The sequence below is a fragment of the Stenotrophomonas acidaminiphila genome, assembly GCA_002951995.1.
GTDB classification, from domain to species: Bacteria; Pseudomonadota; Gammaproteobacteria; order Xanthomonadales; family Xanthomonadaceae; genus Stenotrophomonas; species Stenotrophomonas acidaminiphila_A.
On record CP019797.1, the window covers coordinates 1,181,378 to 1,206,219 of the forward strand.

The following is a 24,842-nucleotide window of genomic DNA, read 5'->3' on the forward strand; positions in this document are numbered from 1 at the left end:
TCGGGCCTTTGTCGTGATCGGCCGCGGGCCGGGGGAAATGATGATCAAGCGGTGCTTGCTGGTACTGGGCATGGGGCTGGCGTTCGCCGGTGGCGCGGGCGCGGCCGAACAGGTCGATCTGGACATGGTGGGCAAGATCCGCCAGGAAGCGTTCCACCGTTCGCAGGTCATGGATACCTTTTCCTACCTCACCGAAAGCATCGGCCCGCGCCTGACCAACTCGCCGGCCATGACCCGGGCCAATGCCTGGACCCGGCAGAAGTTCGGCGAATGGGGGCTGACCAGCGCGCATGACGAGGCCTTCGACGACTTCGGCCGCGGCTGGGAGTTCGAGTCGGCCAGCGTGGAGATGCTGGAGCCACGCCTGACCCAGCTGTATGCGCTGCCCAAGGCCTGGACGCCGGGCACCAACGGCACCGTCGAAGGCGAAGTGGTCAAGGTCGACATCAAGAAGCTGGCCGACCTGGAAAAATACAAGGGTACGCTGCGCGGCAAGATCCTGCTGCTGGGCGACGCGCGTGAGTACAAGCGCGGCACCGAGGCCGACTCGCACCGGCACGACGCCACCTCGCTGGAGGGGCTGCAGGAGTTCACCATTCCAAAATCCGCGGACAAGGACCGCGCCAAGCGGGTCAAGGAGTACGCCGAACGCCAGGAACTGGTGCGTGCGACCAATGCCTTCTTCGCCGCGGAGGGCGCGCTGGCGTCGATCAGCATCAGCGGCTGGGACAACGGCATCATCCGCGTCGGTGGCGGCGGTTCGCGCAAGGCCGGCGAACCGGTGGGCATCCCCGAGCTGGCGATGATCGCCGAGCACTACAACCAGCTGGCGCGCGCGCTGGAGCGCAAGCAGCCGGTGAAGCTGCGGGTCAACGTCGATGCGCGTTTCACCGACGAGACCGACCAGCCGGGCCACAACACCATCGCCGAGATCCGCGGCACCAGCAAGGCCGACGAGATCGTGATGCTGGGTGCGCACATGGACTCCTGGCACACCGGCACCGGCGCGGCCGACAACGCCGCCGGCGTCGCGGTGATGATGGAGGCCATGCGCATTCTCAAGGCGGTGGGCGCCAAGCCCCGGCGCACCATCCGCGTGGCGCTGTGGAGCGGCGAGGAGCAGGGCCTGATCGGCTCGCAGGCCTACGTGGCCAGGCACTTCGCGCATTACCCCGAACCCACCGACCCGGCGCAGAAGGCGCTGCCGGCCTCGCTGCGCGAGCCGACCGGTCCGCTGCAGAAGCTGCGCGACTACGACAAGTTCTCGGTGTACTTCAACATGGACAACGGCTCGGGCCGCTTCCGTGGCATCTATGCGCAGGAGAACATCGCCGCGATGCCGATCTTCGAGGCCTGGCTGAAGCCGTTCAACGACGTCGGCGCCGCCACCGTGGCCAGCCGCAACACCGGCAGCACCGACCACATCAGCTTCGACCGCGTCGGCCTGCCCGGCTTCCAGTTCATCCAGGACCGGCTGGACTACTTCAGCAACGTCCACCACAGCAACCTGGACACGTGGGACCACGCCGAACCGGAAGACCTGAAGCAGGCCGCGGCGATCGTCGCCGCGTTCGCCTACAACGCCGCCATGCGCGAAGAGAAGATGCCGCGCAAGCCGCTGCTGGAAGACTGACGCCACGCACCGCTGGCGGAAACGACAAGGGGCCGCATCGCGGCCCCTTCGTCTTCCGGCGGTCCTTCGCTGCCGCCGGCAGCGGCCATGGCTCAGCTCGACGCCGCGCGCACGGCCTCGGGCAGTGGCGCGCTGCGGCCGGTCTGGGTGTCCATCCACACCACCACCACGTTGCCGTCGGAGTACAGCTTGCCCGGGTCCTTCTGGTCGACGATGCGGTGGCCGATGGTCACGCTGCTGTTGCCCAGGCGCTCGACGAACAGCTCGACCACGATGTCGTCGGGCCACACGATCGGCAGCCGGTAATTGATGTTGGTGTTGGCCACCACCGGGGCGATGCGGTCGTTCATCGACACGCCTTCCACGCCCAGCATCCAGCGCACGCGCGCTTCTTCCAGGTAGGAGACGTACTTGGCGTTGTTGACGTGGCCCATCGAGTCCATGTCGCGCCAGCGCACGCTGATCGGCACGCGGGCCAGCTGCTTGTGTGCGGTGCTCATCACGAAACCTTCTTCTTGCTGGTGGCGGATTTGTTCGCGGCCGCCACCTTTGCGGGCTTTTCCTTGCGCGGCGGTCGCGCGTCGGGCTTGTTGGCCACGGCCGCGGGCTGCTCCGGGCGCGCGCTGGTGGAGGGCAGCAGCTTGGCCAGGAACTGGCCGGTGTACGACTGCGGGCAGGCCGCCACGTCTTCCGGCGTGCCGGTGACCAGCACGGTGCCGCCGCGGTGGCCGCCCTCGGGGCCGAGGTCGACGATCCAGTCCGCGGTCTTGATCACGTCCAGGTTGTGCTCGATCACCACCACCGTGTTGCCTTCGTCGCGCAGCTTGTGCAGCACCCCCAGCAGTGCCTCGATGTCGTGGAAGTGCAGGCCGGTGGTCGGCTCGTCGAGGATGTACAGGGTGCGGCCGGTATCGCGCCGCGACAGTTCCTTGGACAGCTTCACGCGCTGCGCCTCGCCACCGGACAACGTGGTCGCGCTCTGGCCCAGCTTGATGTAGCTCAGGCCCACGTCGACCAGGGTTTCCAGCTTGCGGGCGATGGCCGGCACCGGCTCGAACAGCTTCAGCGCATCCTCGACGGTCATTTCCAGCACGTCGTTGATGTTGTAGCCCTTGTACAGGATCTCCAGCGTCTCGCGGTTGTAGCGCTTGCCGTGGCAGACGTCGCAGGGCACGTACACGTCCGGCAGGAAGTGCATCTCCACCTTGATCAGGCCGTCGCCCTGGCAGGCCTCGCAGCGGCCGCCGCGCACGTTGAAGCTGAAGCGCCCCGGCGAATAGCCGCGCGCGCGCGCTTCCGGCACCTGCGCGTACAGTTCGCGCAGCGGGGTGAACAGGCCGGTGTAGGTGGCCGGGTTCGAGCGCGGGGTGCGGCCGATCGGCGACTGGTCGATGTCCACCACCTTGTCGAACAGGTCCAGGCCCTCGACCTCGCGGTACGGCGCGACCGGGTGCGAGGCGCCGTTGATCTCGTTGGCCGCCAGCGAGAACAGGGTGTCGTTGATCAGGGTGGACTTGCCCGAGCCGGACACGCCGGTGATGCAGGTCAGCAGCCCGGCCGGAATGTCCAGGTCCACGCCCTTGAGGTTGTTGCCGCTGGCCCCGCGCAGGTGCAGCGTCATCTTCGGGTTGGGCCTGTGGCGCCGCGCCGGGATCTCGATCGAGCGCTTGCCCGACAGGTACTGGCCGGTCAGCGAGCGCGGCGCGGCCAGGATGTCCTCCAGCCGGCCTTCGCCGACCACCTCGCCGCCGTGCACGCCGGCGCCGGGACCGATGTCCACCACGTGGTCGGCCAGGCGGATGGCGTCCTCGTCATGCTCGACCACGATCACCGTGTTGCCGAGGTCGCGCAGCCGGGTGAGGGTGCCGAGCAGGCGCTCGTTGTCGCGCTGGTGCAGGCCGATGGACGGCTCGTCGAGCACGTACATCACCCCGACCAGGCCGGCGCCGATCTGCGAGGCCAGGCGGATGCGCTGCGCCTCGCCGCCGGACAGCGTGTCGGCCTTGCGCTCCAGGGTGAGGTAGTCCAGGCCGACATCGACCAGGAAGCCGAGCCGCTCGCTGATCTCCTTGACGATCTTGGCGGCGATCTCGCCGCGCCAGCCCGGCAGGCTGAGTTCGCCGAAGAAGCGCTTGGCCTCGTCGATCGGCAGCACCGCCAGTTCCGGCAGCGGACGGTCGGCGACGAACACGTTGCGCGCGGCCTTGTTCAGGCGCGCGCCGCCGCACTCGGGCAGGGCCGTTCGCTGATGAACTTGGCCAGTTCCTCGCGCACCGCCGGCGATTCGGTCTCGCGGTAGCGGCGCTCCAGGTTGGGGATGATGCCCTCGAAGCGGTGCTTGCGCTGGCTGCGGCCGCCGTTCTCGGTGAAGTAGGTGAAGGTGATCTGGTCCTCGCCGCTGCCGTACAGCACGGCCTGGCGCACGTCCGCGGGCAGCGACTGCCACGGCGCGTCGACATCGAACCGGTAGTGCTTGGCGAGCGAGGCGATCAGCTGGAAATAGTAGGCGTTGCGGCGGTCCCAGCCGCGCACCGCGCCGGCGGCCAGCGACAGCTCCGGGTGCACCACCACGCGCGCCGGGTCGAAGAACTCGGCCATGCCCAGGCCGTCGCAGCCGGGGCAGGCGCCGACCGGCGAGTTGAACGAGAACAGGCGCGGCTCCAGCTCCGGCAGCGCGTAGTCGCAGACCGGGCAGGAGTACTTGGACGAGAACAGCTGCGGTGGCGCCTGCGCGTCGTCCAGCGACTGCACGGTGGCCATGCCGTCGCCCAGCTTGAGCGCGGTCTCGAAGCTCTCGGCCAGGCGCTGCTTGAGGTCCTCGCGCGGGCGGAAGCGGTCGATCACCGCCTCGATGGTGTGCTTCTGGCGCAGCGCCAGCGGTGGTACCGCGTCGATCTCGTGCAGCTCGCCGTCCACGCGCACGCGCACGAAGCCCTGCGCGCGCAGCTGGTCGAACACCTGCACGTGCTCGCCCTTGCGCTCGCGGATCACCGGTGCCAGCAGCATGTAGCGCTGTTCCGGGTCCAGCGCCAGCACCTGGTCGACCATCTGGCTGACGGTCTGCGCTTCCAGCGGGTAGCCGTGGTCGGGGCAGCGCGGGCTGCCGACGCGGGCGTAGAGCAGGCGCAGGTAGTCGTAGATCTCGGTGATGGTGCCCACGGTCGAGCGCGGGTTGTGGCTGGTGGACTTCTGCTCGATCGAGATCGCCGGCGACAGGCCCTCGATGTGGTCCAGGTCGGGCTTCTCCATCACGCTCAGGAACTGCCGCGCGTAGGCCGACAGCGACTCGACGTAGCGGCGCTGGCCCTCGGCGTAGATGGTGTCGAACGCCAGCGACGACTTGCCCGAGCCGGACAGGCCGGTGATCACGATCAGCTTGTCGCGGGGCAGGTCGAGGTCGATGTTCTTGAGGTTGTGCGTCCGCGCGCCGCGGATGCGGATGAAATCCATCGCCATGGGAGGTCCGTTCTGGGCCGCGCGGCGGAAACCGGGCGCGGTGGGGGCAGGGGATGCAGCTGACGGCAGTCGATCAGCCTAGCGAGCTTGGGATTTGGGGGCAATTGCCGGAATTGCCAGCGCGCACGCCTGCGCCCGGGCCGGGTGCAGGCCGTTGTTCAGGCACGGGTTTTCCGCCCCGGGGGCGACTTGACCCGGGCGGCTGGGTGCCGGTAAAATCCCGCTTCTGTCCGCCCTCGATGGTGGGCAGATCCCAAGAATAACTACAGAAGAGACATCCCATGTATGCAGTCCTGGTAACTGGCGGCAAGCAGTACCGCGTCGCGCAGGGTGAGACCCTCCGCGTTGAGAAGCTCGAAGCCGAAGCCGGCAGCGAGATCAAGTTCGACACCGTCCTGATGCTCGGCGACGCCGACGGCATCAAGATCGGCGATGCCCTGAAGGGCGCTTCGGTGACCGCCAAGGTCGTGGCCCACGGCCGCGCCGACAAGGTGAAGATCATCAAGTTCCGCCGGCGCAAGCACCACATGAAGCGCCAGGGCCATCGCCAGTACTACACCGAAATCGAAATCACCGGCATCGCCGGCTAATCCAAGGAGAATCCGTCATGGCACATAAAAAGGGCGTAGGCTCCTCGCGCAACGGCCGCGACTCCAACCCGAAGTACCTGGGCGTCAAGATCTTCGGCGGCCAGGCCATCGAAGCCGGCAACATCATCGTGCGTCAGCGCGGCACCCAGTTCCACCCGGGCGCCGGCGTCGGCCTGGGCCGTGACCACACGCTGTTCGCGCTGGTCGACGGCAAGGTCGAGTTCACGGTGAAGGGCCCGAAGAAGCGCCGCACCGTCAGCGTCGTCGCGGAAGCCTGATCTTCCGCACGTGCAGGCGCCCGGGCCACGGCGTGGGCGCCGCCGACGAAAGCCCCGCTTCGGCGGGGCTTCTCGTTTGCAGGTGATCCCGCGGGCCGCGCATGGCAGGAGGCAGGGAAGGTGATCCGTTACCGGGCTGTGGCCCTGCTGTGCGGCCTGCTGGCCTGCGCGGGATGCGCGGCCGACATTCCCAGCGACCGTGACACCCTGGCCGTGACCGGGCCGCTGGCATCGCTGCAGGCTGATACCCTGGCCCTTCCGCCGGGTTCGCCGCAGTTGCCGGCGTTGTTGGCCGATCCGCAGGGCTGGCGGCCGGCGCCCGGCGCCGGGGGCGTCGAGCGCAGCAGTGCCCGTGGCGATTTCGATGCCGACGGCTGGCTGCGCACCACGGTATTCAGCTGGGACGGGAGTCGCGGCTGGGAAGTCCACATGGCGTACGGCGAGGACGGGCGCGCGCCGCCGGCCACGGTGCGGATCTGGCTGCGGGCGCCACAGGGCAGCGGGCAGCCGGACTGGCCGATGGGCGAGGGCACGGTCCGCTATGCTGGCGCCACGCGCACCCTGCGCTATAAAGGCCAGCGCCCGGGCATCGAAGGTCGCGAGGACTTTGAAAGAACCCTGACCCTTGGCGCGTCCAACCGGGTCGAGCTGGAAGAGTCCACCAGCGTCGCGCCCGATGGCGCCCCCGTGCGCAAGCGCCGCCAGGTCCTGGCGCGCGATGCGCAGGGGCGTCCACTGGACGACGCGGAGCTGCTGGAAGGTGCGCAGTACCGCGTCTCCAATCACTATTTCCTGCCCGACGGGCGGGGCAACCCCCGCCGCATCGTGCGCCTGTACCGCGCCGCCGGCGCGGCGCAGGACGCGCCGGTGCTGCGGGCCGAAGTAATTCTGAGAACCTTGCGATACCAAGATGAAACTCGTTGATGAAGCCGAAATCTCTGTAATCGCCGGCAACGGCGGCAATGGCTGCGTCGGTTTCCGCCGCGAGAAGTTCATTCCGCTTGGCGGGCCGGACGGCGGCGACGGCGGCGACGGCGGCAGCGTCTGGCTGCGCGCCGACGAAAACCTGAACACCCTGGTCGACTTCCGCCACGAGCGCATCTTCAAGGCGCAGCGCGGCGAGAACGGCATGGGCCGCCAGGCCTACGGCAAGGGCGGCGAAGACCTGGTCATCACCGTGCCGGTCGGCACCGTGGTCATCAACGTCGACACCGACGAGGTGATCGGCGACATGACCCGCCATGGCGACCGCCTGCTGGTGGCCAAGGGTGGCAAGGGCGGCCTGGGCAACATGCACTTCAAGAGCTCCACCAACCGTGCGCCGCGCCAGGCGCTGCCGGGCGAGGAGGGCGAGCAGCGCCTGCTCAAGCTGGAGCTGAAGCTGCTGGCCGACGTCGGCCTGCTGGGCTTTCCCAATGCCGGCAAGAGCACCCTGATCCGCGCGGTCTCGGCGGCGACGCCGAAGGTGGCCGACTACCCGTTCACCACCCTGTACCCGAACCTGGGCGTGGTCAAGGTGGAGAACTACCGCAGCTTCGTGATCGCCGACATCCCCGGCCTGATCGAGGGTGCGGCCGATGGCGCCGGGCTGGGCGCGCAGTTCCTGCGCCACCTGCAGCGCACCCGGTTGCTGCTGCACCTGGTCGACATCTCGCCGATGGAGGGGGGCGTGGAAGGCGTTTCCCCGGTCGAGCAGGTGCGCGCGATCGAGCGCGAGCTGGGCAAGCACGACCCGGCGCTGCTGGAGAAGCCGCGCTGGCTGGTGCTGAACAAGGCCGACCTGATGTTCGAGGACGAGGCGCGGGCCGCGGCCGAGCAGGTGGTCAAGGAGCTGGGCTGGACCGGTCCGTGGTACCTGGTCTCGGCGCTGGGCCGCGAGGGCACCTGGCCGATCATGAAGGACATCATGGCCTTCTTCGACCAGCAGAAGCTGCTCGAGGCCGAGGAACGCGAAGCACAGGGCTGAGGCGGCGTTTGCCCCGGAACGCGCGAAAAACCCGGCCGCGGCCGGGTTTTTCGTTCCTGTCCGCGCCCCCGGCGCCCGCTCGCGGGGTGCGGTTGCGGCCGCGCTGCCCCTTTCCGATGGGCTCCGCCCATGCCGTGACGGCAGCTGCCGGATGCCTCGCGGCGCCGGGCGGCAGAAATCCGCAGGGGGGGGGCTTTCCAGGTCTGCGGTCGGCGGCCCGGCTGCTGATCGGTGGGGGGGGGGGGCGCCCGGAAGCCGCCAGAGCGACTTTCTACATGCCCTGTCGCCATGGCCCGCAGCGTGTCGGCGATGGAAGGCAGGCACAGGGAAGCTGCCTGGAGCGGTTTCCGACATCGCCTGTCGATGGCCCGAAGGGTGTCCGCCCTGGATGGCGGACACAAAAAACCCGGCCGGAGCCGGGCTTTTCGCGTCGGGAGCCGGGCGGCTCCCGGTGATCGCGCCGATCAGGCGGCCTTGAGGGCCTTGATGCGGGCGGTCAGGCGGCTCTTGTGACGGGCGGCCTTGTTCTTGTGGATCAGGCCACGGGCGCTGAAACGGTCGAGGATCGGCTGGGCGACAGCAAAGGCAGCCTCGGCGCCGGCGGCGTCATTGGCATCCAGAGCCTTGATCACCTTCTTGACGGCGGTGCGCAGCATCGAACGCTGAGCCGTGTTACGCGCGTTGCGCACAACGGTCTGCTTGGCGCGCTTCTTGGCGGACTTGATATTGGCCACGGTGGTGGTTTCCTGAAAATCGGTATGGTGGGAACAGCAAGCACGCAAGTATGATGGTTGGCCGAATGAACGTCAAGTCAAGTTGTCAAGGGGGCCGTGGGTGAGTTCACCGCGCATGTTGCGGGGGCTGCTGTCGTTCAGCAGCATGACGATGATCTCGCGGGTGCTGGGCCTGGTCCGCGACCAGGCGATTTCCATCACCTTCGGTGCCAATGCCACCACCGACGCGTTCTGGGTGGCGTTCCGCGTGCCCAACTTCCTGCGCCGGCTGTTTGCCGAGGGTTCGTTCGCTACCGCCTTCGTGCCGGTGTTCACCGAAGTGAAGGAGACCCGTCCGCACGCCGACCTGCGCGAACTGATGGCGCGGGTGTCCGGCACCCTGGGCGGGGTGCTGCTGGTGCTGACCGCGCTGGGCCTGATCTTCACCCCGCAGATCGCCTGGCTGTTCGCCGATGCCGACGCCGCCGACCCGGTCAAGTACGGCCTGCTGGTGGACCTGCTGCGGCTGACCTTCCCGTTCCTGCTGTTCGTGTCGCTGACCGCGCTGGCCGGCGGGGCGCTGAACAGCTTCCAGAAGTTCGCGATGCCGGCGCTGACCCCGGTGATCCTCAACCTGTGCATGATCGCCGGCGCGCTGTGGCTGGCGCCGCGGCTGGAGGTGCCGATCCTGGCCCTGGGCTGGGCGGTGCTGGTGGCCGGCGTGCTGCAGCTGCTGTTCCAGCTGCCGTCGCTGAAGGGCATCAACCTGCTGACCCTGCCGCGTTGGGGCTGGAACCATCCCGACGTGCGCAAGGTACTGACCCTGATGGTGCCGACCCTGTTCGGCTCGTCGGTGGCGCAGATCAACCTGATGCTGGACACGGTGATCGCGGCCCGGCTCAGCGACGGTTCGCAGTCCTGGCTGTCGCTGGCCGACCGTTTCCTGGAGCTGCCGCTGGGGGTGTTCGGGTGGCGCTGGGCACGGTGATCCTGCCGGCGCTGGCCCGGCACCACGTCAAGACCGATGGCGAGGGCTTCTCCAACGCGCTGGACTGGGGCCTGCGCATGACCCTGCTGATCGCGGTGCCGTCCATGCTCGGCCTGCTGCTGCTGGCCCAGCCGCTGATCGCCACCCTGTTCCAGTACCGCGAATTCACCGATTTCGATACCCGCATGACCGCGCTGTCGGTCTACGGGCTGAGCTTCGGCCTGCCGGCGTTCGCGCTGCTGAAGGTGGTGCTGCCGGCGTTCTATTCGCGCCAGGACACCAGGACCCCGGTGCGCGCCGGCGTGGCCGCGCTGGTGGCCAACATGGTGTTCAACTTCGTCCTGCTGGCGGTGCTGTACCAGGTGATGGTGCCCGAGGCACTCAAGGCGCAGGGCGTGATGGCGGCGCTGGCGGCGCAACCGGGCCTGCACCTGGCGCTGGGCATCGCCAGCGCATTGTCCAGCTACCTGAACCTGGCACTGCTGTGGTACTGGCTGGGCAGGACCGGGGTTTACCAGCGCCGCCCGGGCTGGGGCGGCTACGTGCTGCGGCTGGTCGTGGCCTGCGCGGCCATGAGCGCGGTGCTGCTGGGGCTGCTGTACTGGCTGCCCGGCTTCGGCGGCATGGACAAGTGGCAGCGCATCGGCAGCCTGGCGCTGCTGGTGGGCGGCGGCGGCCTGACCTACCTGCTGGCGATGCTCGCCATGGGCTTCCGCCCGCGCGACCTGCGCGGGCAGTGAGGCGGCCGTGCCCGCGCCGCCGCTATACTTCCCGGCTACACATGGCAAAGCGCCGGCCCGCCAGGGCCGGATCCGGGTTTGAATGAGCAGGCTGTTTAGAGACGTCGAGGGCGGGGTGTTGTTCCCGCAGGGAAGCGTGGTCTGCATCGGTGCCTTCGATGGCCTGCACAGGGGCCACCGGGTGCTGGTGCGCCACGCGGTCGAGCGCGCGCGCGCGCTCGGCGTGCCGGCGGTGGCGCTGGCCTTCGAGCCGTTGCCGCGCGAGTTCTTCGCCCGCGACACCCCGCCGCCGCGGCTGATGCTGGCCCGCGACAAGGTGGCCACGCTGCGCGGGCTGGGCATCGACAGCGTCGGCCTGCTGCGCTTCGACGCGAAGATGGCGGCCATCACCGCCGAGGATTTCGTGCGCGGCATGCTGGTGCGTCGGCTGGGCGCACGCGAGGTCTGGATCGGCCCGAAGTTCCACTTCGGCCATCGCCGCGGCGGCGACCTGGCGCTGCTGCAGGCCATGGGCGCCGAGCTGGGCTTCGCCGCCGGCGAGATCGCGCCGGTGCACCTGAACGGCGAGCGCATTTCCAGCACCCGCATCCGCGAACTGCTGGTGGCCGGTGAATTCGGGCAGGCCGCCGACCTGCTGGGCCGCCCGTACACGATCGGCGGCCGGGTGGTGCGCGGGCAGCAGCTCGGACGCACCCTGGGCTTCCCGACCGCCAACTTGCGTTTCCCGCGGACGCCCGCACTTTCAGGGATCTACGCTACCTGGGTGCACGGCGTCTTCGAGCAACCGTGGCCGTCGGTGTCGAGCTTCGGCACGCGCCCGACCGTGCAGGGCGTGGAGCCGCTGCTGGAAGCCCATCTGTTCGATTTCCAGGGCGACCTGTACGGCCGCCACATCGAGGTCGAGTTCGTCGCCAAGCTGCGTGACGAAGAGAAGTTCAACGATCTGCCGGCGTTGACCGCGCAGATGCACCGCGATGCCGAACAGGCGCGCACCCTCCTCAACGAATATTCGAGTCCCTCGCAACAGCCCGCACATCCCTGTGCGGACGCCGGAAATGCGAGTCCCCCAACAGCCCGCACATCCCTGTGCGGACTCTTCAATAACCGCCGCGCAAGGGTAAGTACCCGTGACCCAAGACTACAAAGCTACCCTCCACCTGCCGGCGACGGAATTCCCGATGCGCGGCGACCTGCCCAAGCGCGAGCCGGGCATCCTGGCGCGTTGGGAAGAGCAGGGCATCTACGCGCAGCTGCGCGAGAACGCCAAGGGCCGGCCGCTGTTCGTGCTGCACGACGGCCCGCCGTACGCCAACGGCCAGATCCACCTGGGCCACGCGGTCAACAAGATCCTCAAGGACATCATCGTCAAGTCGCGCTACCTGGACGGCTACGACGCGCCCTACGTGCCGGGCTGGGACTGCCATGGCCTGCCGATCGAGATCGCGGTCGAGAAGAAGTGGGGCAAGGTCGGCACCAAGCTCGATGCCGGGCAGTTCCGGCAGAAGTGCCGCGAGTACGCCGAGGAGCAGATCAACCTGCAGCGCGCCGACTTCAAGCGCCTGGGCGTGATCGGCGACTGGGACAACCCGTACAAGACGCTGAGCTTCGATTTCGAGGCCAACGAGATCCGCGCGCTGGCCAAGATCGTCGCCAACGGCCACCTGGTGCGCGGCGCCAAGCCGGTGCACTGGTGCTTCGACTGCGGCTCGGCGCTGGCCGAGGCCGAGATCGAATACCAGGACAAGACCTCGCCGGCGATCGACGTGGCCTACACCGCGCGCGATCCGCAGCAGCTGGCCGCCCGTTTCGGCGTCACGCTGCCGGCCGGGGTGGAGGTGGCGGTGCCGATCTGGACCACCACCCCGTGGACCCTGCCGGCCTCGCTGGCGGTGTCGCTGGGCGCGGACATCGAGTACGCGCTGGTCGAAGGCCCGGCCCACGACGGCCGGCCGCGCTGGCTGGTGCTGGCCGCGGCGCTGGCCGAGCGTTCGCTGGCCCGCTACGGCGTGGCCGAGGTGGTCGTGCACGGCCATGCCAAGGGCGCGGCGCTGGAGAACCAGCTGCTGGCCCACCCGTTCTACGCCGGGCGCGACCTGCCGCTGCTCAACGGCGAACATGTCTCCGATACCGACGGTACCGGTGCGGTGCACACCGCGCCCGGCCACGGCCAGGAGGACTTCGCGGTCAGCCAGCAGTACGGGGTGATGGATGCGTACACCGCCGCCCAGATCAACCCGGTCGATGGCCGTGGCGTCTACCTGCCGTCCACGCCGCCGGCCGGCGACGTCGAACTGGCCGGCGTGCACCTGTGGAAGGCGCAGCCGCTGATCGTCGACGTGCTACGCGGCAACGGCGCGCTGCTGGCCTTCGCCGAGATCCAGCACAGCTACCCGCACTGCTGGCGCCACAAGACGCCGGTGGTGTTCCGTGCCACCCCGCAGTGGTTCATCTCGATGGACAAGGCCGGGCTGCGCGCCGATGCCATGGCCGCGATCGACAACGTCGGCTGGTTCCCGGGCTGGGGCAAGGCGCGCATCGCCAGCATGGTCGATGGCCGCCCGGACTGGTGCATCAGCCGCCAGCGCACCTGGGGCGTGCCGATCGCGCTGTTCACCCACCGCGAGACCGGGCAGCCGCACCCGCGCACGGTCGAACTGATGCAGCAGGTGGCCGACCGCGTGCAGGACGGCGGCATCGACGTGTGGTACTCGCTGGATCCGGCCGAGCTGCTCGGCGACGAGGCCGCGCAGTACGAGAAGGTCACCGACATCCTCGATGTCTGGTTCGACTCGGGCGTCACCCATGAAGGGGTGCTGCTGGCGCGCGGTTTCGGCAAGCCGGCCGACCTGTACCTGGAAGGCTCGGACCAGCACCGCGGCTGGTTCCAGTCCTCGCTGCTGACCGGCGTGGCCATCGACAAGGCGGCGCCGTACAGGCAGTGCCTGACCCATGGTTTCACCGTGGACGAGCACGGCCGCAAGATGTCCAAGTCGCTGGGCAACGGCATCGAGCCGCAGGAAATCATGCGCACGCTGGGCGCGGACATCCTGCGCCTGTGGATCGCCTCGGCCGACTACAGCAACGAGATGTCGCTGTCGCAGGAGATCCTCAAGCGCAATGCCGACGCCTACCGGCGCCTGCGCAACACCGCGCGCTTCCTGCTCGGCAACCTGGACGGCTTCGATCCGTCGCGGCACCTGCGCCCGCTCGAGGACATGGTGGCGCTGGACCGCTGGATCGTGCACCGCGCATTCGAGCTGCAGGAGAAGATCAAGGCCGCCTACGCCAGCTACAACATGGCCGAGATCGTGCAGCTGCTGCTGAATTTCTGCAGCGTGGACCTGGGCTCGCTGTACCTGGACGTGACCAAGGACCGCCTGTACACGATGCCGGCCGATTCGCGCGGGCGCCGTTCGGCGCAGAGCGCGATGTACCGCATCGCCGAAGCGTTCGTGCGCTGGGTCGCGCCGATCCTGACCTTCACCGCCGACGAGCTGTGGGGCTACCTGCCGGGCGAGCATGCCGGCAACGTGCTGTTCACCACCTGGTACGACGGCCTGGCGCCGCTGCCGGCCGACGCGCAGCTGTCGGCCGCCGACTTCGAGCAGTTGCTGGCGCTGCGCGAGCAGGTGGCCAAGGTACTGGAGCCGATGCGCGCCAATGGCGCCATCGGTGCCGCGCTGGAGGCCGAGATCACCGTGGCCGCCAGCCAGGAGCAGGCGGTGCGCTGGCAGCCGCTGGCCGATGAACTGCGTTTCCTGTTCATCAGCGGCGACGTGAGCGTGCGCCCGGCGACCACCGACGAGGTGTTCGTCAGCGCCCAGCCGACCGAGAAGGCCAAGTGCGTGCGCTGCTGGCACTATCGCGGCGACGTCGGCGCCAACGCCGACCACCCGGAGCTGTGCGGCCGCTGCGTCGGCAACATCGACGGTGCCGGTGAAGACCGCCGCTGGTTCTGATCCGCGCGTTACCCGGGACGGAGGCCGCGCGATGGCGCCGCCTCCGTCCCATGCCACTCCACTACAGGCGCATTACATGCAAGCAAAGGCTGTCAAACCCAACGCATTGATCTGGCTGCTGGTGTCGGCAGCGGTCATCGGCCTGGACCAGTGGAGCAAGGCCTGGGTGCTGGCCAGCCTGCCCGAATTCACGCCGGTGCCGGTGATCGAAGGCTTCTGGAACTGGTACCGCACCTACAACACCGGCGCGGCATTCAGCTTCCTCAGCGACGCCGGCGGCTGGCAGCTGTGGTTCTTCACCGCGCTGGCGGTGGCCATCAGTGGCCTGATGGCGTTCTGGCTGTCGCGCACCGCGCGCGGCAACTGGCGCGCGGCGCTGCCGTACGCGCTGGTGATCGGCGGTGCCATCGGCAACGTCATCGACCGCCAGCTCCACGGCCACGTGGTGGACTTCATCCAGTGGTATGTCGGCGACCACTACTGGCCGTCGTTCAACATCGCCGATTCGGCGATCGTGGCCGGCGCCATCGGCATCGCCCTGTCCGGGCTGTTCGACGGGAAGAAGCGCGAACAGGGCGCCGGGAGCGGGCAATGACGCGGCGCGGTTTCGCTCCGGTTCCCCTTGTTTCCCGTTGCCGCCGTTAGAATCGCCGCATGGACGTATTGCTTGCCAACCCCCGCGGCTTCTGCGCCGGCGTCGACCGCGCCATCGAGATCGTCAAGCGCGCGATCGAGACGCTGGGCGCCCCCATCTACGTGCGTCACGAAGTCGTGCACAACCGCTTCGTGGTCGACGACCTGAAGCAGCGCGGCGCGATCTTCGTCGAGGAGCTGCACGAGGTGCCGGACGGCAACACGGTGATCTTCAGTGCGCACGGCGTGTCGCAGGCGGTGCGCGACGAGGCCGACCGGCGCGGGCTCAAGGTGTTCGACGCGACCTGCCCGCTGGTGACCAAGGTGCATTTCGAGGTCGCGCGGCATTGCCGCGCCGGCCGCGACGTGGTGCTGATCGGCCACGAGGGCCATCCCGAAGTCGAGGGCACGATGGGGCAGTGGCGCAATGAAGCCGGGGCCGGTGCGATCTACCTGGTCGAAGACGAGGACGACGTGGCCGCGCTGGTCGTTGGCCAGCCCGAGAACCTTGCCTACACCACCCAGACCACGCTGTCGGTGGACGACACCCGCAGCGTGATCGCCGCGCTGCGGGCCAAGTTCCCCGCCATCCAGGGGCCGAAGAACGACGACATCTGCTACGCCACGCAGAACCGCCAGGACGCGGTGCGCGAACTGGCGCAGCAGTGCGACCTGGTGCTGGTGGTCGGTTCGCCGAACAGTTCCAACTCCAACCGCCTGGCCGAACTGGCCCGCCGCGAGGGCGTGGAGTCGTACCTGATCGATGGCGCGCACGAGATCGACCCGCAGTGGGTGGCCGGCAAGCAGCGCATCGGCCTGACCGCCGGCGCCTCGGCGCCGCAGGTGCTGGTCGATGGCGTGATCGAGCGCCTGCGCGAACTCGGTGCCGGCGGCGTCGCCGAGCTGGCCGGCGAGCCGGAGTCGATGGTGTTCGCGCTGCCCAAGGAACTGCGCCTGCGCCTGGTCGATTGACCACATCGCCGGCCAGCCCCTACAATTCGCGGCTCCGCCGGAATAGCTCAGTTGGTAGAGCGGCGCATTCGTAATGCGTAGGTCGCAGGTTCGACTCCTGTTTCCGGCACCAGCATCGAACCAGAGGCCAGGCGTCCGCGCCTGGCCTTTTGTTTTGCCGCGCATGCCGGCCAGTGGCGGTCAGTGGAACTGCAGGGTGAGCTGGAAATAGCGCCCCAGCGGATCGTCCAGGCCGGCGGACAGGCCGCCGTTGCCGGGCAGGTAGTTCACCGGCTGGGTGTCGAGCAGGTTGAGGACGTCCAGCGCCGCGGTCATGCGCGTGCCGATGCGGCGATCCAGGTGCAGGTTCCAGCGCAGCTGCGCCGGGTTGCTGCACTGGTCGTTGCCGCGCTGCGCCGCCGGGCAGCTGCCTGCGGCCGGCCAGGCGCGGGTGCTGCCGGCATAGCGCGCATGCAGCGCACTGCCCCAGCGCGCGCCCTGCCAGTGCAGCGAGGCATTGGCCGCCGTGCCCGGGGTGGCGTGGCCACGCAGGTCGATCCAGCGGTTGCCGGCGCGCTCGCGACGGCGCAGCGTCTGCTGGTGGACCGCGTCCAGCGACAGTCGCCACTGGCCGGCGGCGGAGCTGCGCAGGTAGTCGCCGTGCAGCACCCAGTTGCGCGACACGGTGCGCCCGATGTTGTCGAAATACAGGCGCAGCGACTGCAACCGGCCGCGCTCGTCGAGCAGCCAGGTATCCGCGTTCCAGCCGGCATCGGCCGGGCGCAGCGCCAGGATCTCGTTGCGCAGTTCGACGCGGTTGTGGGTGAGCGACAGGCTGAGTGCGGGCGTTGGGCTCCAGATGGCGCCCAGGCTCTGGTTGCGCGAGGTTTCGGCGCGCACGCCGGTGTTTTCCACCACCTGCACGTCCACCAGGCAGGCGCCATCGACGGGGTGCGCGCAGGCTGGCAGCGTGGGCGACCACGGCACGGCTTCGGCGCCGAAGTAGCCCGGTGGGCGGCGTCGTTCGAACAGGCTCGGCGCGCGGTAGCCGCGGCCGCCCGAGAACAGCAGCGACCACGCCGGCGAGGGGTTCCAGCGCAGCCCGGCGCGCGGCGAGAACGAGAATTCGCCGGCGTCGTGGTCCAGCCGTGCGGCCAGGTCCAGGCGCAGTGGCTCGGCCAGCGGCAGGCCCAGTTCGACGTAGCCGGCGTTGCTCTGGCTGGAAAGGCGCCGGCGGTCGGTGGGCAGGCCCAGCGCCAGTTCGCCGTCCTCGAGCAGCCGGTCCGGGCGCGAGGTCCAGGTTTCGTGCCGCAGGTCGATGCCCGTCGCCAGTTGCGCGGTACCGCCTGCCAGCGTGCCCAGGGCGTGGCGCACGCCCCACCACGCCAGCCACTGGTCGGTGCGGCCGCGGTTGCGGCTGCGCGGGAACAACTGCGCGCGCAGTGCCGGGTCCAGCGCGGTGAAGCCCGGGATGTAGCCGTCCGCCACGGCATCGAACAACCGCGCGGTGCGCACCGCGCCCTCGGTCGAGAGCGTGGTTTCGCTGCGCTGCCGGCCCAGCCCGGCTTCCCAGCCGCCATCGCCGCGGTCGCGGCCGATGCCGGCGGCAAGGTCCAGTTCGAGGCTGCGGACCGCCGGGCGCACGCTGCCGCCTTCCTGGAACACATGGTTGATCAGGCTGCCGTCGGCCAGGCGCAGCGCCGCCGCCGTCGGCCCCAGTTCGTAGCGCTGGCGGGCAAGGCTGGCGCGCAGTTCGGCATGGGCGTGCAGGCCGTTGCCCGCGTCGTGCCGCCAATGGCCGTAGGCGGCGGCGGTGGAGGCGGCGGGCTGCAGCGAGCGCGGGCGCGAACTGTCGTACCAGCAGCCGCTGTCCTCGCGCATGCCCGACGGGCACAGGTAGGCCGGCAGGTAATACCCGTCGCGGGTCAGCAGGCCGATCGGATAGCGCTGCCGTTCGCGGTGCCAGCCACGGCGGTCGCCGGCGACATGGTCGGCCCGTTGCAGGTCGATGCCGAGGAACCAGTCATCGCCGGCAGCGCCATTGCCGGTGGCGGCCTGCACCCGGTACTGGGCGCCGTCGCCCTGGTTGCTGGTGCCGGTCTGCAGCATGGCCTCCGGGCCATCGGCGTGGTCGCGCAGCACGATGTTGACCACGCCGGCCATGGCATCGGCGCCGTAGATGGCCGAGGCGCCGCCGCGCACCAGTTCGATGCGTTCGACGAAGCTCAGCGGCAGGCCGCCCAGGTCGGTGAGGGCGCCCTGCTGCAGCGACACCATGGGGTAGCGCGGCAGGCGCCTGCCGTTGACCAGGAACAGGGTGGCGCGCGGCCCCATCCCGTCCAGGCTGGTGGCCGCCGCGGCGCCGCCGGGCAGGTAGGGCGAATCGCCATCGCGCGCGCCCTCCACCGGCGGCCGCCCGTTCATGCCGGGCAGGTGGCGCAGCAGGTCGAACAGCGAGCCGTAGCCACTGCGTCGAATGTCGTCGCGCTCGATCACCTCCACGTTCATCGTGGTCTGCAGCGAGGTGCGCGGCAGGCGGCTGCCGGTGACGTGCAGCGGCGCCAGCTCGACCTCCGGCGCCGTCACCACTGGCGCGGCCACCGCCGCAGGCGCAGCGGTGGGTTTGCGGACGGGGCGGCGCGCTGCCTGCTGGCGGCGTACGGTGAAGATGCCCGCCGGCGAGCGCGCCAGCCTGACCGGCAGTCCCTGCAGCAGGTGTTCCAGTGCGGCCACCGGCGGCAGCGTGCCCTCGACGCCGGCGCTGTCCAGGCCGGCCAGTTCGCGGGCGTCGAACAGCAGCGGGGTGTCGCCCTGTCGCGACCATTCGCGCAGGGCCTGCACCAATGGACCGCGCGCGACCCGGTACTCCACCTTCTCGCCCGCCGGCGCGGCCATGGCCGGCGACACGGCCAGCAGCGCCAGGCACAACAGGGTCGGGCGCAGACGGTCGATCAGCGTACCCATTGCGCGGTTCAGCGCTCGCCGCGCAGCTCGAGCGCACCGTCGGCGCGCGCGCGCGCGGTGACCGACCAGCCCAGTTCCAGCGCGGACAGCAGCGCGGCCTGGTCGCCGGCGGCGAAGCTGCCGCTCACGGCCAGCGGCGCCAGTGCCGGATCGCCAATGACAAGTGGCGTGGTGGTGTAGCGGTTCATCCGCGCGATCACCACCGGCAACGGCGTGGCGTCGAACAGCAGCCGGCCCTGCGGCCAGGCCTCGGCCTGTGGCTGCACAAGCGCGCGGGCCGGCTCGATCCGGCCCGAGCGCAGCACCCGCAGCTGCTGCCCCGGGCGCAGCGCTGCGTGCATGCCCTGGGTGCCGTGGCTGTCGACCTCCAGCGCGCCGTCGAGCAGGGCGATGTCGATGCGTCCATCGTCCAGCAGCTCGACCTGGAAGGTGGTGCCGATATCGCGCAGCACGCTGTTGCCCGCCTGCACCCGCATCGGTCGGGACGACGCCGCCACCTGCAGTTGCATCCGGCCCTGCTGCAGTTCGATGCCGCGCCTGCGCCAGCCGAACCGGGCGGTCAGGGTGGTGCGGGCATCGAGCACCACGACGCTGCCGTCGCCGAGCACCTGGCGTTGCGGGGCCAGGCCGCTGTTGACGTAGGTGTGCGGGGTGGGGCTGCCGTCGGTGGCCAGTACCCAGGCGGTTCCCACCGCCAGGCACAGCGCCGCGGCCGCGGCCAGCCCGAACAGCGGGCGCCGGTAGAGAGGGCGCCGGACCACGGCGCGCGCGCCGGCGCGCAGCCAGGGGTCATCGCGCAGCGTGGCCGCGCGCGCGTGCAGCCGTTCGGCCTCGGCCCAGGCGTGTACGCGCGCCGGATCGGCCGCCAGCCACTCCTCGAACGCCGCGCGTTCGGCGCGCGTGCAGTCGGCGGCATCCAGCCGTGCCACCCAGGCCGCGGCGCGCGCGAACAGCGCGTCGCCGGCCGCTGCATCGCGCCCGCTCATTCATCCCCGCCCATGCCGAACGCGTCGGCACCCAGTTCCCGGCGCAGCCCCTGCAGGGCCCGCGCGACATGCTTTTCCACGGTCTTGGCGGTGATGCCGCGGTGGCGGGCGATCTGGCTGTAGCTCATGCCGGTGATGCGGTTGAGCAGGTAGACCTCGCGGCAGCGCTCGGGCAGTTTCAGCAGCGCCTGGCGCAGCGCATTGAGCATCTGCCCGGATTCGGCCTGGCGCAGCGGCCCCGGCGTGGCGAACGGCGCCTCGGTCGGCAGGTCCTGTTCGGCCAGTGGCAGGTGTGGCGCGGCGAGCGGCGAGCGGCCACGGTCGGCCAGGCGGTTGCGCGCGATCCGGTACAGCAGCAGCTTCAACTCCGTGTGTGGATGCCCGCGGTAACGGATCAGCCGCTCCATGCAGTCCTGCACGATGTCCTCGGCGTCTTCCTCGCCGGCGCCGCGCGCGCGCAGGAAGGCGCGCAGCGGCTCGCGCTGTTCGCGCAGGAACAGCGCGAAGCCATCGCCGGCGGGGGCGGCGCCATCGACCGGGGCACGGGAAGCGGACAGTCGGGGGGATCCGATGCGGAAGATGGCGGAGAGTGTACGCAGCACGGCGCCGGTGGGCAGCCCCGGGGGAATTCCGGGCGCCTTGATGAATGTGTTCATGTCCGGCGGACCGGGCGACTGGGGGTGATGGGTGCCTCGTCGCGTTCTGCTGGGGTCCCGCAGGCGCGGGATGAGCGGGAATACCGCTGCAACCATGGAGAGAGAAGTGCGAATGAAACGATCGGTATTGAGTATGGCGCTGTCCGGACTGCTGGCCACCGCCGCTGTCGGTGTGGCCGGCGACGCGAGCGCGATGACGGTCCACGTCAACGGTGACCGCATCTTCCTGAGCGGCGACGTCACCCTGGCCGACATCGTGGCGCTGCCGGCGATGCTGGCCAAGGCCGAGGCCGAAGGGCGGCCGTTCCGCGAGGTGGTGCTGCGCACGTCCAACGGCGGCGCGCTGATCAGCGGCGAATGGCTGCAGGCGGTGATCCGCACCGCCGGCCTGAACACCATCGTTTCCGGCCGCTGCATCTCTTCCTGCTCGATCATGCAGTCCGGTGGCGTCGAGCGTTACATGGCCGGCGACCTGCCGACCGAAGTGGACTCGGTGCAGATCCACGCCGCCAGCTCCGGCGGCCGCGTGACCTACGGCCCGTCGCCGCGCATGTTCGGCATCTACACCGGCAACTACGGCGGCGGCATGGACGAGGGGCTGCTGTACAAGGCGCTGTTCGAGGTGACCCAGCCCAACGGTCTGCTGGTGTTCGCCGACCCGGCGCGCACCAACGGCGACTCGGTCAGCTTCGATCCGGACGGTACCGGCCGCGCGGAAGAGACCTTCCCCGGCCAGGACATGTTCAACAACAACATCATGACCTCGGCCGACTACCGCAACCCGGGCGACACCCTGCGGGTGACGTCCAACGTGACCGGCGACATCAATCCCGGCTACCTGCGTACCGGCCGGCTGCTGCAGGCGCTGGTGGACGACGATTTCGCCCGCTGGACCGACGCCGATTACGGCACCACCTACATCAACCTGGCCGTCACGCTCTACAACCTGGCGCAGAACGGCCCCAACGGCATCGGCCAGTTCTCGCTCCAGGATTACCTGAGCGATCCGGGGATCCAGGCGCTGCTGGGCTCCAAGCTGCGGCTTGACCAGCTCGATGCCTCGGCCCTGGCCGACTCGGCCGGTGTGATCAGCATCGGCAACGGTGCGGTATGGCGGACCGCGGCCACCACCGGCGCCGACCTGATGCGCGTGGAGAACGGCACGATCGCACTGGAGGGCGGTGCCCTGCGCACCACCGAGCTGCGCGTGCAGCGCGCCGGCGCGCTGGTCGGCCATGGCGACATCGGCTCGGCGACCATCGACTCGGACGCCATGCTCGGCATCACCGGGCCGTCGTGGCGCGAGGACGGCTTCAGCCGCGTGGTCGTCAATGGCCTGCTGATGCCGCGTGGCGGCGACCTCACCACCCATGGCTACGTCAACATCCAGCCGGGCTCGCTGGTGGCCTTCGACGTGACCGAGGCCGGCGGCGCGGCCGCGGGCCGCCTGCGCGTGGGCGGGTTCTTCGACGGTGGCATGAACGAGGGCGCGCTGGTCGTGGCGCCGGGCGCACAGCTGGCGCTGAACGTGGCCGAGGGCTTCTATGGCGCCGACTACACCCGCGAGCTGATCGACGGCCCGATCTACATGGCCGGGGCCTACAAGGGCTTCCAGCAGGTCGCGCGCCTGGGCGATGACGCCTACAGCGCCAGCATCGTCGACGGCGAGGTGTTCCGCCCGCGCGCCAACTCGCTGCTGAGCTTCAACGTGCACCAGAGCGCCGATGGCCTGTGGCTGACCGCCAACACCGGCTTCGAGCAGACCGGGTTGTTCGCCAACACCCAGTCCGGCGATGGCCTGGGCCGCGCGCTGGCCGCGGCCGCCAACAGCGGTCGCGCCGGCATGAAGCCGCTGCTGGGCGCGCTGCAGTTCTCCGACCGCGACGTGATCCGGCAGCAGGCCGGTGCGCTGCGCGGCGACGCGCACGCCACCCTGCAGCTGGCCGACGCCGCGCTGGTCGACAGCATCGGCAACGTCATCCAGCGCCACCAGTTCGACATGCGCAGCAACGGTGGCGATGCCGATGGCCTGGCCGCGCGTGCGGCGCAGGCGGCGTCGGCGCAGCCGGGCATGGGCAGCAGCAGCCTGTTCAGCCAGCTGGCCATGCACCTGGTCGAGCCGGCCGCCAATGGCGAAGGCGAGGGTGGCATGCAGAGCGGCGACAACCGCCGTGGCGTCGGCATCTGGGGCCGCGGCTTCAGCACCCAGGGCCGGATCAAGGCGCAGGGCGACGTTGCCGGGATGAAGCAGAACATCGGCGGCATCGTGGTCGGCGCCGACACCCGGGTGGCCGACGACAAGGTGGCGCTGGGCGTGAGCGTGGCCGCGGCCGACATGTCGGCCAAGGGCCGCGATGGTTCGGATTTCCACGGCGACGTGCGTGCCCTGGACATCGGCGGCTACCTGGACGCGGCCTATGCCAAGGGCTACGTGACCGCCTCGGTGCGCTATACCGACCTGCGCCACGACACCCGTCGCGGCATTGCCGGCATCGCCGGCCTGGACGCCCCGCTGCGCGCCAAGTACGACAGCGACGCGCTGTCGGCGCGCGTGGAGCACGGGCTGTCGTTCACCACCGCCGGCGGCACCGTGGTGCAGCCGCTGCTGCCGGTGGTCGACTACACCCGCCTGTCCAACGCCCGCTTCAACGAAGGCCAGGCCGTGGGCGCGCTGAGCGGCCGCAGCGGCAGCCTGGAGAGCCTGCGCGTCGGCGCCGGCCTGCAGCTGTTCAAGAGCTTCCACGGCAGCAACGGCGAGCGCATCACCCCGCACGCGCGGGTGCTGTGGCAGCAGGAGCTGGGCGATTCGCAGGCCCGCTTCACCTCCGCCTTCGCCGCGGCGCCGGACCTGACCTTCGGTGCGGCCAGCCAGGCCGTGGGCGAGCAGCTGCTGTCGTGGAACCTGGGCGTCAGCAGCCGCGCCAGCGAACGCCTGTCGGTGATGTTCGACTACGTCGGCGAGCGCCGCGACGGCCAGACCGTGAACGGCGTCATGCTGGGCGTCGGCTACCGCTTCTGACCCTGCAAGCCCCCCGGTGGCCGGCGCCGGCCACCGGGAGGCGGCATGAATCCGCGCCCTGCGCGCGGGTGCGACAACATGTCGCATGCTGAATCGGGCTCCAGCTGCGCTGGATCATTGTCAATGCCTTTCTAAAGTGATGGGCGAAGCCTAGAATTGCCGCGCTGAATCCGGCAGTCCCGTATACGTTTTCCCCGGTGGTCCTTCACCGGGTGGTCGTTTCGCGCAAGCGTGCAAGGGAGTGCCGGACCAGGCCCCCCTCGCAATTGGATCGACCGATGATTCCGTTGAAATCACTTGGACGCAGCCTGCGTCCGGGCATGCTGCTTGTCCTGTCCGCGCTGCTGGCGGGCTGCGACGCGGCCATCCTCAACCCCAAAGGCCAGATCGGCCAGGACGAGAAGACCCTGCTGATCACCGCCACGGTGCTGATGCTGCTGGTCGTCGTCCCCGTGATCGTGATGACCCTGGCGTTCGCGTGGAAGTACCGCGCGTCCAACACCAAGGCCCGCTACGAGCCCAAGTGGTCGCATTCCACCGCCATCGAAGTGGTGGTGTGGTCGATCCCGTGCATGATCGTGCTGGTGCTGGCGGTGCTGACCTGGCGGTCCTCGCATGCGCTGGACCCGTACCGGCCGATCGAATCCGAGCGCGCCCCGGTGGTGGTCGAGGCGATCTCGATGGACTGGAAGTGGCTGTTCGTCTACCCGGAAGAGAAGGTGGCCGTGGTCAACGAGCTGACCTTCCCGGTCGATGCGCCGCTGAACCTGAAGATCACCTCCGACACGGTGATGAGCGCGTTCTTCATCCCCAGCCTGGGCAGCATGGTCTACTCGATGGCGGGCATGCAGACCAAGCTGCACCTGATCGCCAACGAGGCCGGTGCGTTCGAGGGCATGGCCTCGCATTACAGCGGCTCGGGCTTCAACAAGATGCATTTCACCGCGCATGCGGTGAGCGAGGAGCAGTACCGCGCCTGGCTGGACAAGGTCCGCGCCAGCGACAGGCTGCTGGACAAGGCCGCGTTCACCGACCTGGGCGCCGAGAAGAACCATGACTGGTATCCGGTGACCTATTACGGCCGCACCGAAGCCGGCCTGTTCGACTGGATCCTGGCCCGCCACATGGGCGACAACCACCACTTCGGCATGAAGAAGCACGACCCTGCGGCCGCGCCGCATGACGCCGCTGCGCACGAGGGCCACGAGGGCCACGACGCGGGCGACAGCCGGCCGAACGCTGCCGATGCCGCTGGACACAACGCTGACGAGCACGCCGCCCACGCCGGGCACGGCGCCTCGGGAGAATGA

Annotated in this window: 15 protein-coding genes, 1 tRNA gene and 3 pseudogenes; 13 read left to right on the forward strand and 6 right to left on the reverse strand. The window is 69.7% G+C overall.

Annotated elements, in window-relative coordinates; genetic code table 11:
- Window positions 1-40 precede the first annotated feature (40 nt).
- The gene (locus tag B1L07_05175; GenBank protein ID AUZ56465.1) at window positions 41-1,633 is read left to right on the forward strand and encodes a peptidase; all 1,593 of its coding nucleotides are present in this window, start codon (window positions 41-43) and stop codon (window positions 1,631-1,633) included.
- Window positions 1,634-1,725: 92 nt separating this feature from the next.
- Here the strand turns inward: B1L07_05175 and B1L07_05180 are convergent, their stop codons facing one another.
- Both B1L07_05180 and B1L07_05185 read right to left on the reverse strand, forming a co-directional pair.
- Window positions 1,726-2,136, reverse strand: coding sequence for a thioesterase (locus tag B1L07_05180; GenBank protein AUZ54598.1), 411 nt, complete (start codon window positions 2,134-2,136; stop codon window positions 1,726-1,728).
- Window positions 2,133-5,089 (reverse strand): annotated as a pseudogene (locus B1L07_05185) (excinuclease ABC subunit A). The gene B1L07_05180 and the pseudogene B1L07_05185 overlap by 4 nt, the downstream one beginning before the upstream one ends.
- 281 nt (window positions 5,090-5,370) lie before the next feature.
- Between B1L07_05185 and B1L07_05190 the strand changes: the two are divergent.
- The 4 genes from B1L07_05190 to obgE all read left to right on the forward strand — a co-directional run bounded on the left by B1L07_05190 (window position 5,371) and on the right by obgE (window position 7,923).
- Entirely contained in the window at window positions 5,371-5,679 is a 309-nt protein-coding gene (locus tag B1L07_05190) for a 50S ribosomal protein L21 (GenBank protein AUZ54599.1), read from the forward strand.
- 17 nt (window positions 5,680-5,696) lie between these two features.
- The gene (locus B1L07_05195; GenBank protein AUZ54600.1) at window positions 5,697-5,957 is read left to right on the forward strand and encodes a 50S ribosomal protein L27; all 261 of its coding nucleotides are present in this window, start codon (window positions 5,697-5,699) and stop codon (window positions 5,955-5,957) included.
- Window positions 5,958-6,095: 138 nt separating this feature from the next.
- Window positions 6,096-6,881 (forward strand): hypothetical protein, encoded by a 786-nt coding sequence (locus B1L07_05200; GenBank protein AUZ54601.1) that lies wholly within the window; start codon window positions 6,096-6,098, stop codon window positions 6,879-6,881.
- A complete protein-coding gene (gene obgE, locus B1L07_05205) occupies window positions 6,868-7,923 on the forward strand; it encodes a GTPase ObgE (GenBank protein ID AUZ54602.1) in 1,056 nt (351 codons plus the stop codon). Before B1L07_05200 ends, obgE begins: the two co-directional genes overlap by 14 nt.
- A 464-nt stretch (window positions 7,924-8,387) precedes the next feature.
- On the opposite strand, the gene B1L07_05210 is transcribed toward obgE, so the two are convergent.
- A complete protein-coding gene (locus B1L07_05210; GenBank protein AUZ54603.1) occupies window positions 8,388-8,657 on the reverse strand; it encodes a 30S ribosomal protein S20 in 270 nt (89 codons plus the stop codon).
- A 100-nt stretch (window positions 8,658-8,757) separates the two neighbouring features.
- Here B1L07_05210 and B1L07_05215 point away from each other — a divergent pair.
- The 6 genes and pseudogenes from B1L07_05215 (at window position 8,758) to B1L07_05240 (ending at window position 16,040) form a co-directional block, all read left to right on the forward strand.
- Window positions 8,758-10,364 (forward strand): annotated as a pseudogene (locus B1L07_05215) (murein biosynthesis integral membrane protein MurJ).
- Window positions 10,365-10,446: 82 nt separating this feature from the next.
- Window positions 10,447-11,400: pseudogene (locus B1L07_05220) on the forward strand (riboflavin biosynthesis protein RibF).
- Between the two features lie 91 nt (window positions 11,401-11,491).
- Window positions 11,492-14,323: an isoleucine--tRNA ligase gene (locus B1L07_05225; GenBank protein AUZ54604.1), complete on the forward strand. Its 2,832-nt coding sequence runs from the start codon at window positions 11,492-11,494 to the stop codon at window positions 14,321-14,323.
- 76 nt (window positions 14,324-14,399) lie between these two features.
- The gene (locus B1L07_05230) at window positions 14,400-14,918 is read left to right on the forward strand and encodes a signal peptidase II (protein AUZ54605.1); all 519 of its coding nucleotides are present in this window, start codon (window positions 14,400-14,402) and stop codon (window positions 14,916-14,918) included.
- Window positions 14,919-14,977: 59 nt separating this feature from the next.
- Window positions 14,978-15,928: a 4-hydroxy-3-methylbut-2-enyl diphosphate reductase gene (locus B1L07_05235; GenBank protein ID AUZ54606.1), complete on the forward strand. Its 951-nt coding sequence runs from the start codon at window positions 14,978-14,980 to the stop codon at window positions 15,926-15,928.
- A 36-nt stretch (window positions 15,929-15,964) separates the two neighbouring features.
- Window positions 15,965-16,040, forward strand: a tRNA-Thr gene (locus B1L07_05240).
- Between the two features lie 68 nt (window positions 16,041-16,108).
- On the opposite strand, the gene B1L07_05245 is transcribed toward B1L07_05240, so the two are convergent.
- The 3 genes from B1L07_05245 to B1L07_05255 are packed head-to-tail and all read right to left on the reverse strand — an operon-like array spanning window position 16,109 to window position 20,351.
- Window positions 16,109-18,871 (reverse strand): TonB-dependent receptor, encoded by a 2,763-nt coding sequence (locus B1L07_05245; GenBank protein AUZ54607.1) that lies wholly within the window; start codon window positions 18,869-18,871, stop codon window positions 16,109-16,111.
- A gap of 8 nt (window positions 18,872-18,879) precedes the next feature.
- Entirely contained in the window at window positions 18,880-19,857 is a 978-nt protein-coding gene (locus tag B1L07_05250) for a hypothetical protein (protein AUZ54608.1), read from the reverse strand.
- Complete coding sequence (locus B1L07_05255; protein ID AUZ56466.1) at window positions 19,854-20,351, reverse strand: RNA polymerase subunit sigma-24; 498 nt, start codon at window positions 20,349-20,351, stop codon at window positions 19,854-19,856. The genes B1L07_05250 and B1L07_05255 overlap by 4 nt, the downstream gene beginning before the upstream one ends.
- Window positions 20,352-20,625: 274 nt before the next feature.
- Between B1L07_05255 and B1L07_05260 the strand changes: the two genes are divergently transcribed.
- Both B1L07_05260 and B1L07_05265 read left to right on the forward strand, forming a co-directional pair.
- Window positions 20,626-23,532 (forward strand): autotransporter outer membrane beta-barrel domain-containing protein, encoded by a 2,907-nt coding sequence (locus B1L07_05260; protein ID AUZ54609.1) that lies wholly within the window; start codon window positions 20,626-20,628, stop codon window positions 23,530-23,532.
- Window positions 23,533-23,810: 278 nt separating this feature from the next.
- The gene (locus B1L07_05265) at window positions 23,811-24,842 is read left to right on the forward strand and encodes a ubiquinol oxidase subunit II (GenBank protein AUZ54610.1); all 1,032 of its coding nucleotides are present in this window, start codon (window positions 23,811-23,813) and stop codon (window positions 24,840-24,842) included.

Bases quoted from the DNA above. Each gene is read 5' to 3' on its own strand.
- B1L07_05245 (AUZ54607.1), bottom strand. From the start codon at position 18,871: ATGGGTACGCTGATCGACCGTCTGCGCCCGACCCTGTTGTGCCTGGCG.
- B1L07_05250 (AUZ54608.1), bottom strand. From the start codon at position 19,857: ATGAGCGGGCGCGATGCAGCGGCCGGCGACGCGCTGTTCGCGCGCGCC.
- B1L07_05260 (AUZ54609.1), top strand. From the start codon at position 20,626: ATGAAACGATCGGTATTGAGTATGGCGCTGTCCGGACTGCTGGCCACC.
- B1L07_05195 (AUZ54600.1), top strand. From the start codon at position 5,697: ATGGCACATAAAAAGGGCGTAGGCTCCTCGCGCAACGGCCGCGACTCC.
- B1L07_05235 (AUZ54606.1), top strand. From the start codon at position 14,978: ATGGACGTATTGCTTGCCAACCCCCGCGGCTTCTGCGCCGGCGTCGAC.
- B1L07_05265 (AUZ54610.1), top strand. From the start codon at position 23,811: ATGATTCCGTTGAAATCACTTGGACGCAGCCTGCGTCCGGGCATGCTG.
- B1L07_05230 (AUZ54605.1), top strand. From the start codon at position 14,400: ATGCAAGCAAAGGCTGTCAAACCCAACGCATTGATCTGGCTGCTGGTG.
- obgE (AUZ54602.1), top strand. From the start codon at position 6,868: ATGAAACTCGTTGATGAAGCCGAAATCTCTGTAATCGCCGGCAACGGC.
- B1L07_05175 (AUZ56465.1), top strand. From the start codon at position 41: ATGATCAAGCGGTGCTTGCTGGTACTGGGCATGGGGCTGGCGTTCGCC.
- B1L07_05190 (AUZ54599.1), top strand. From the start codon at position 5,371: ATGTATGCAGTCCTGGTAACTGGCGGCAAGCAGTACCGCGTCGCGCAG.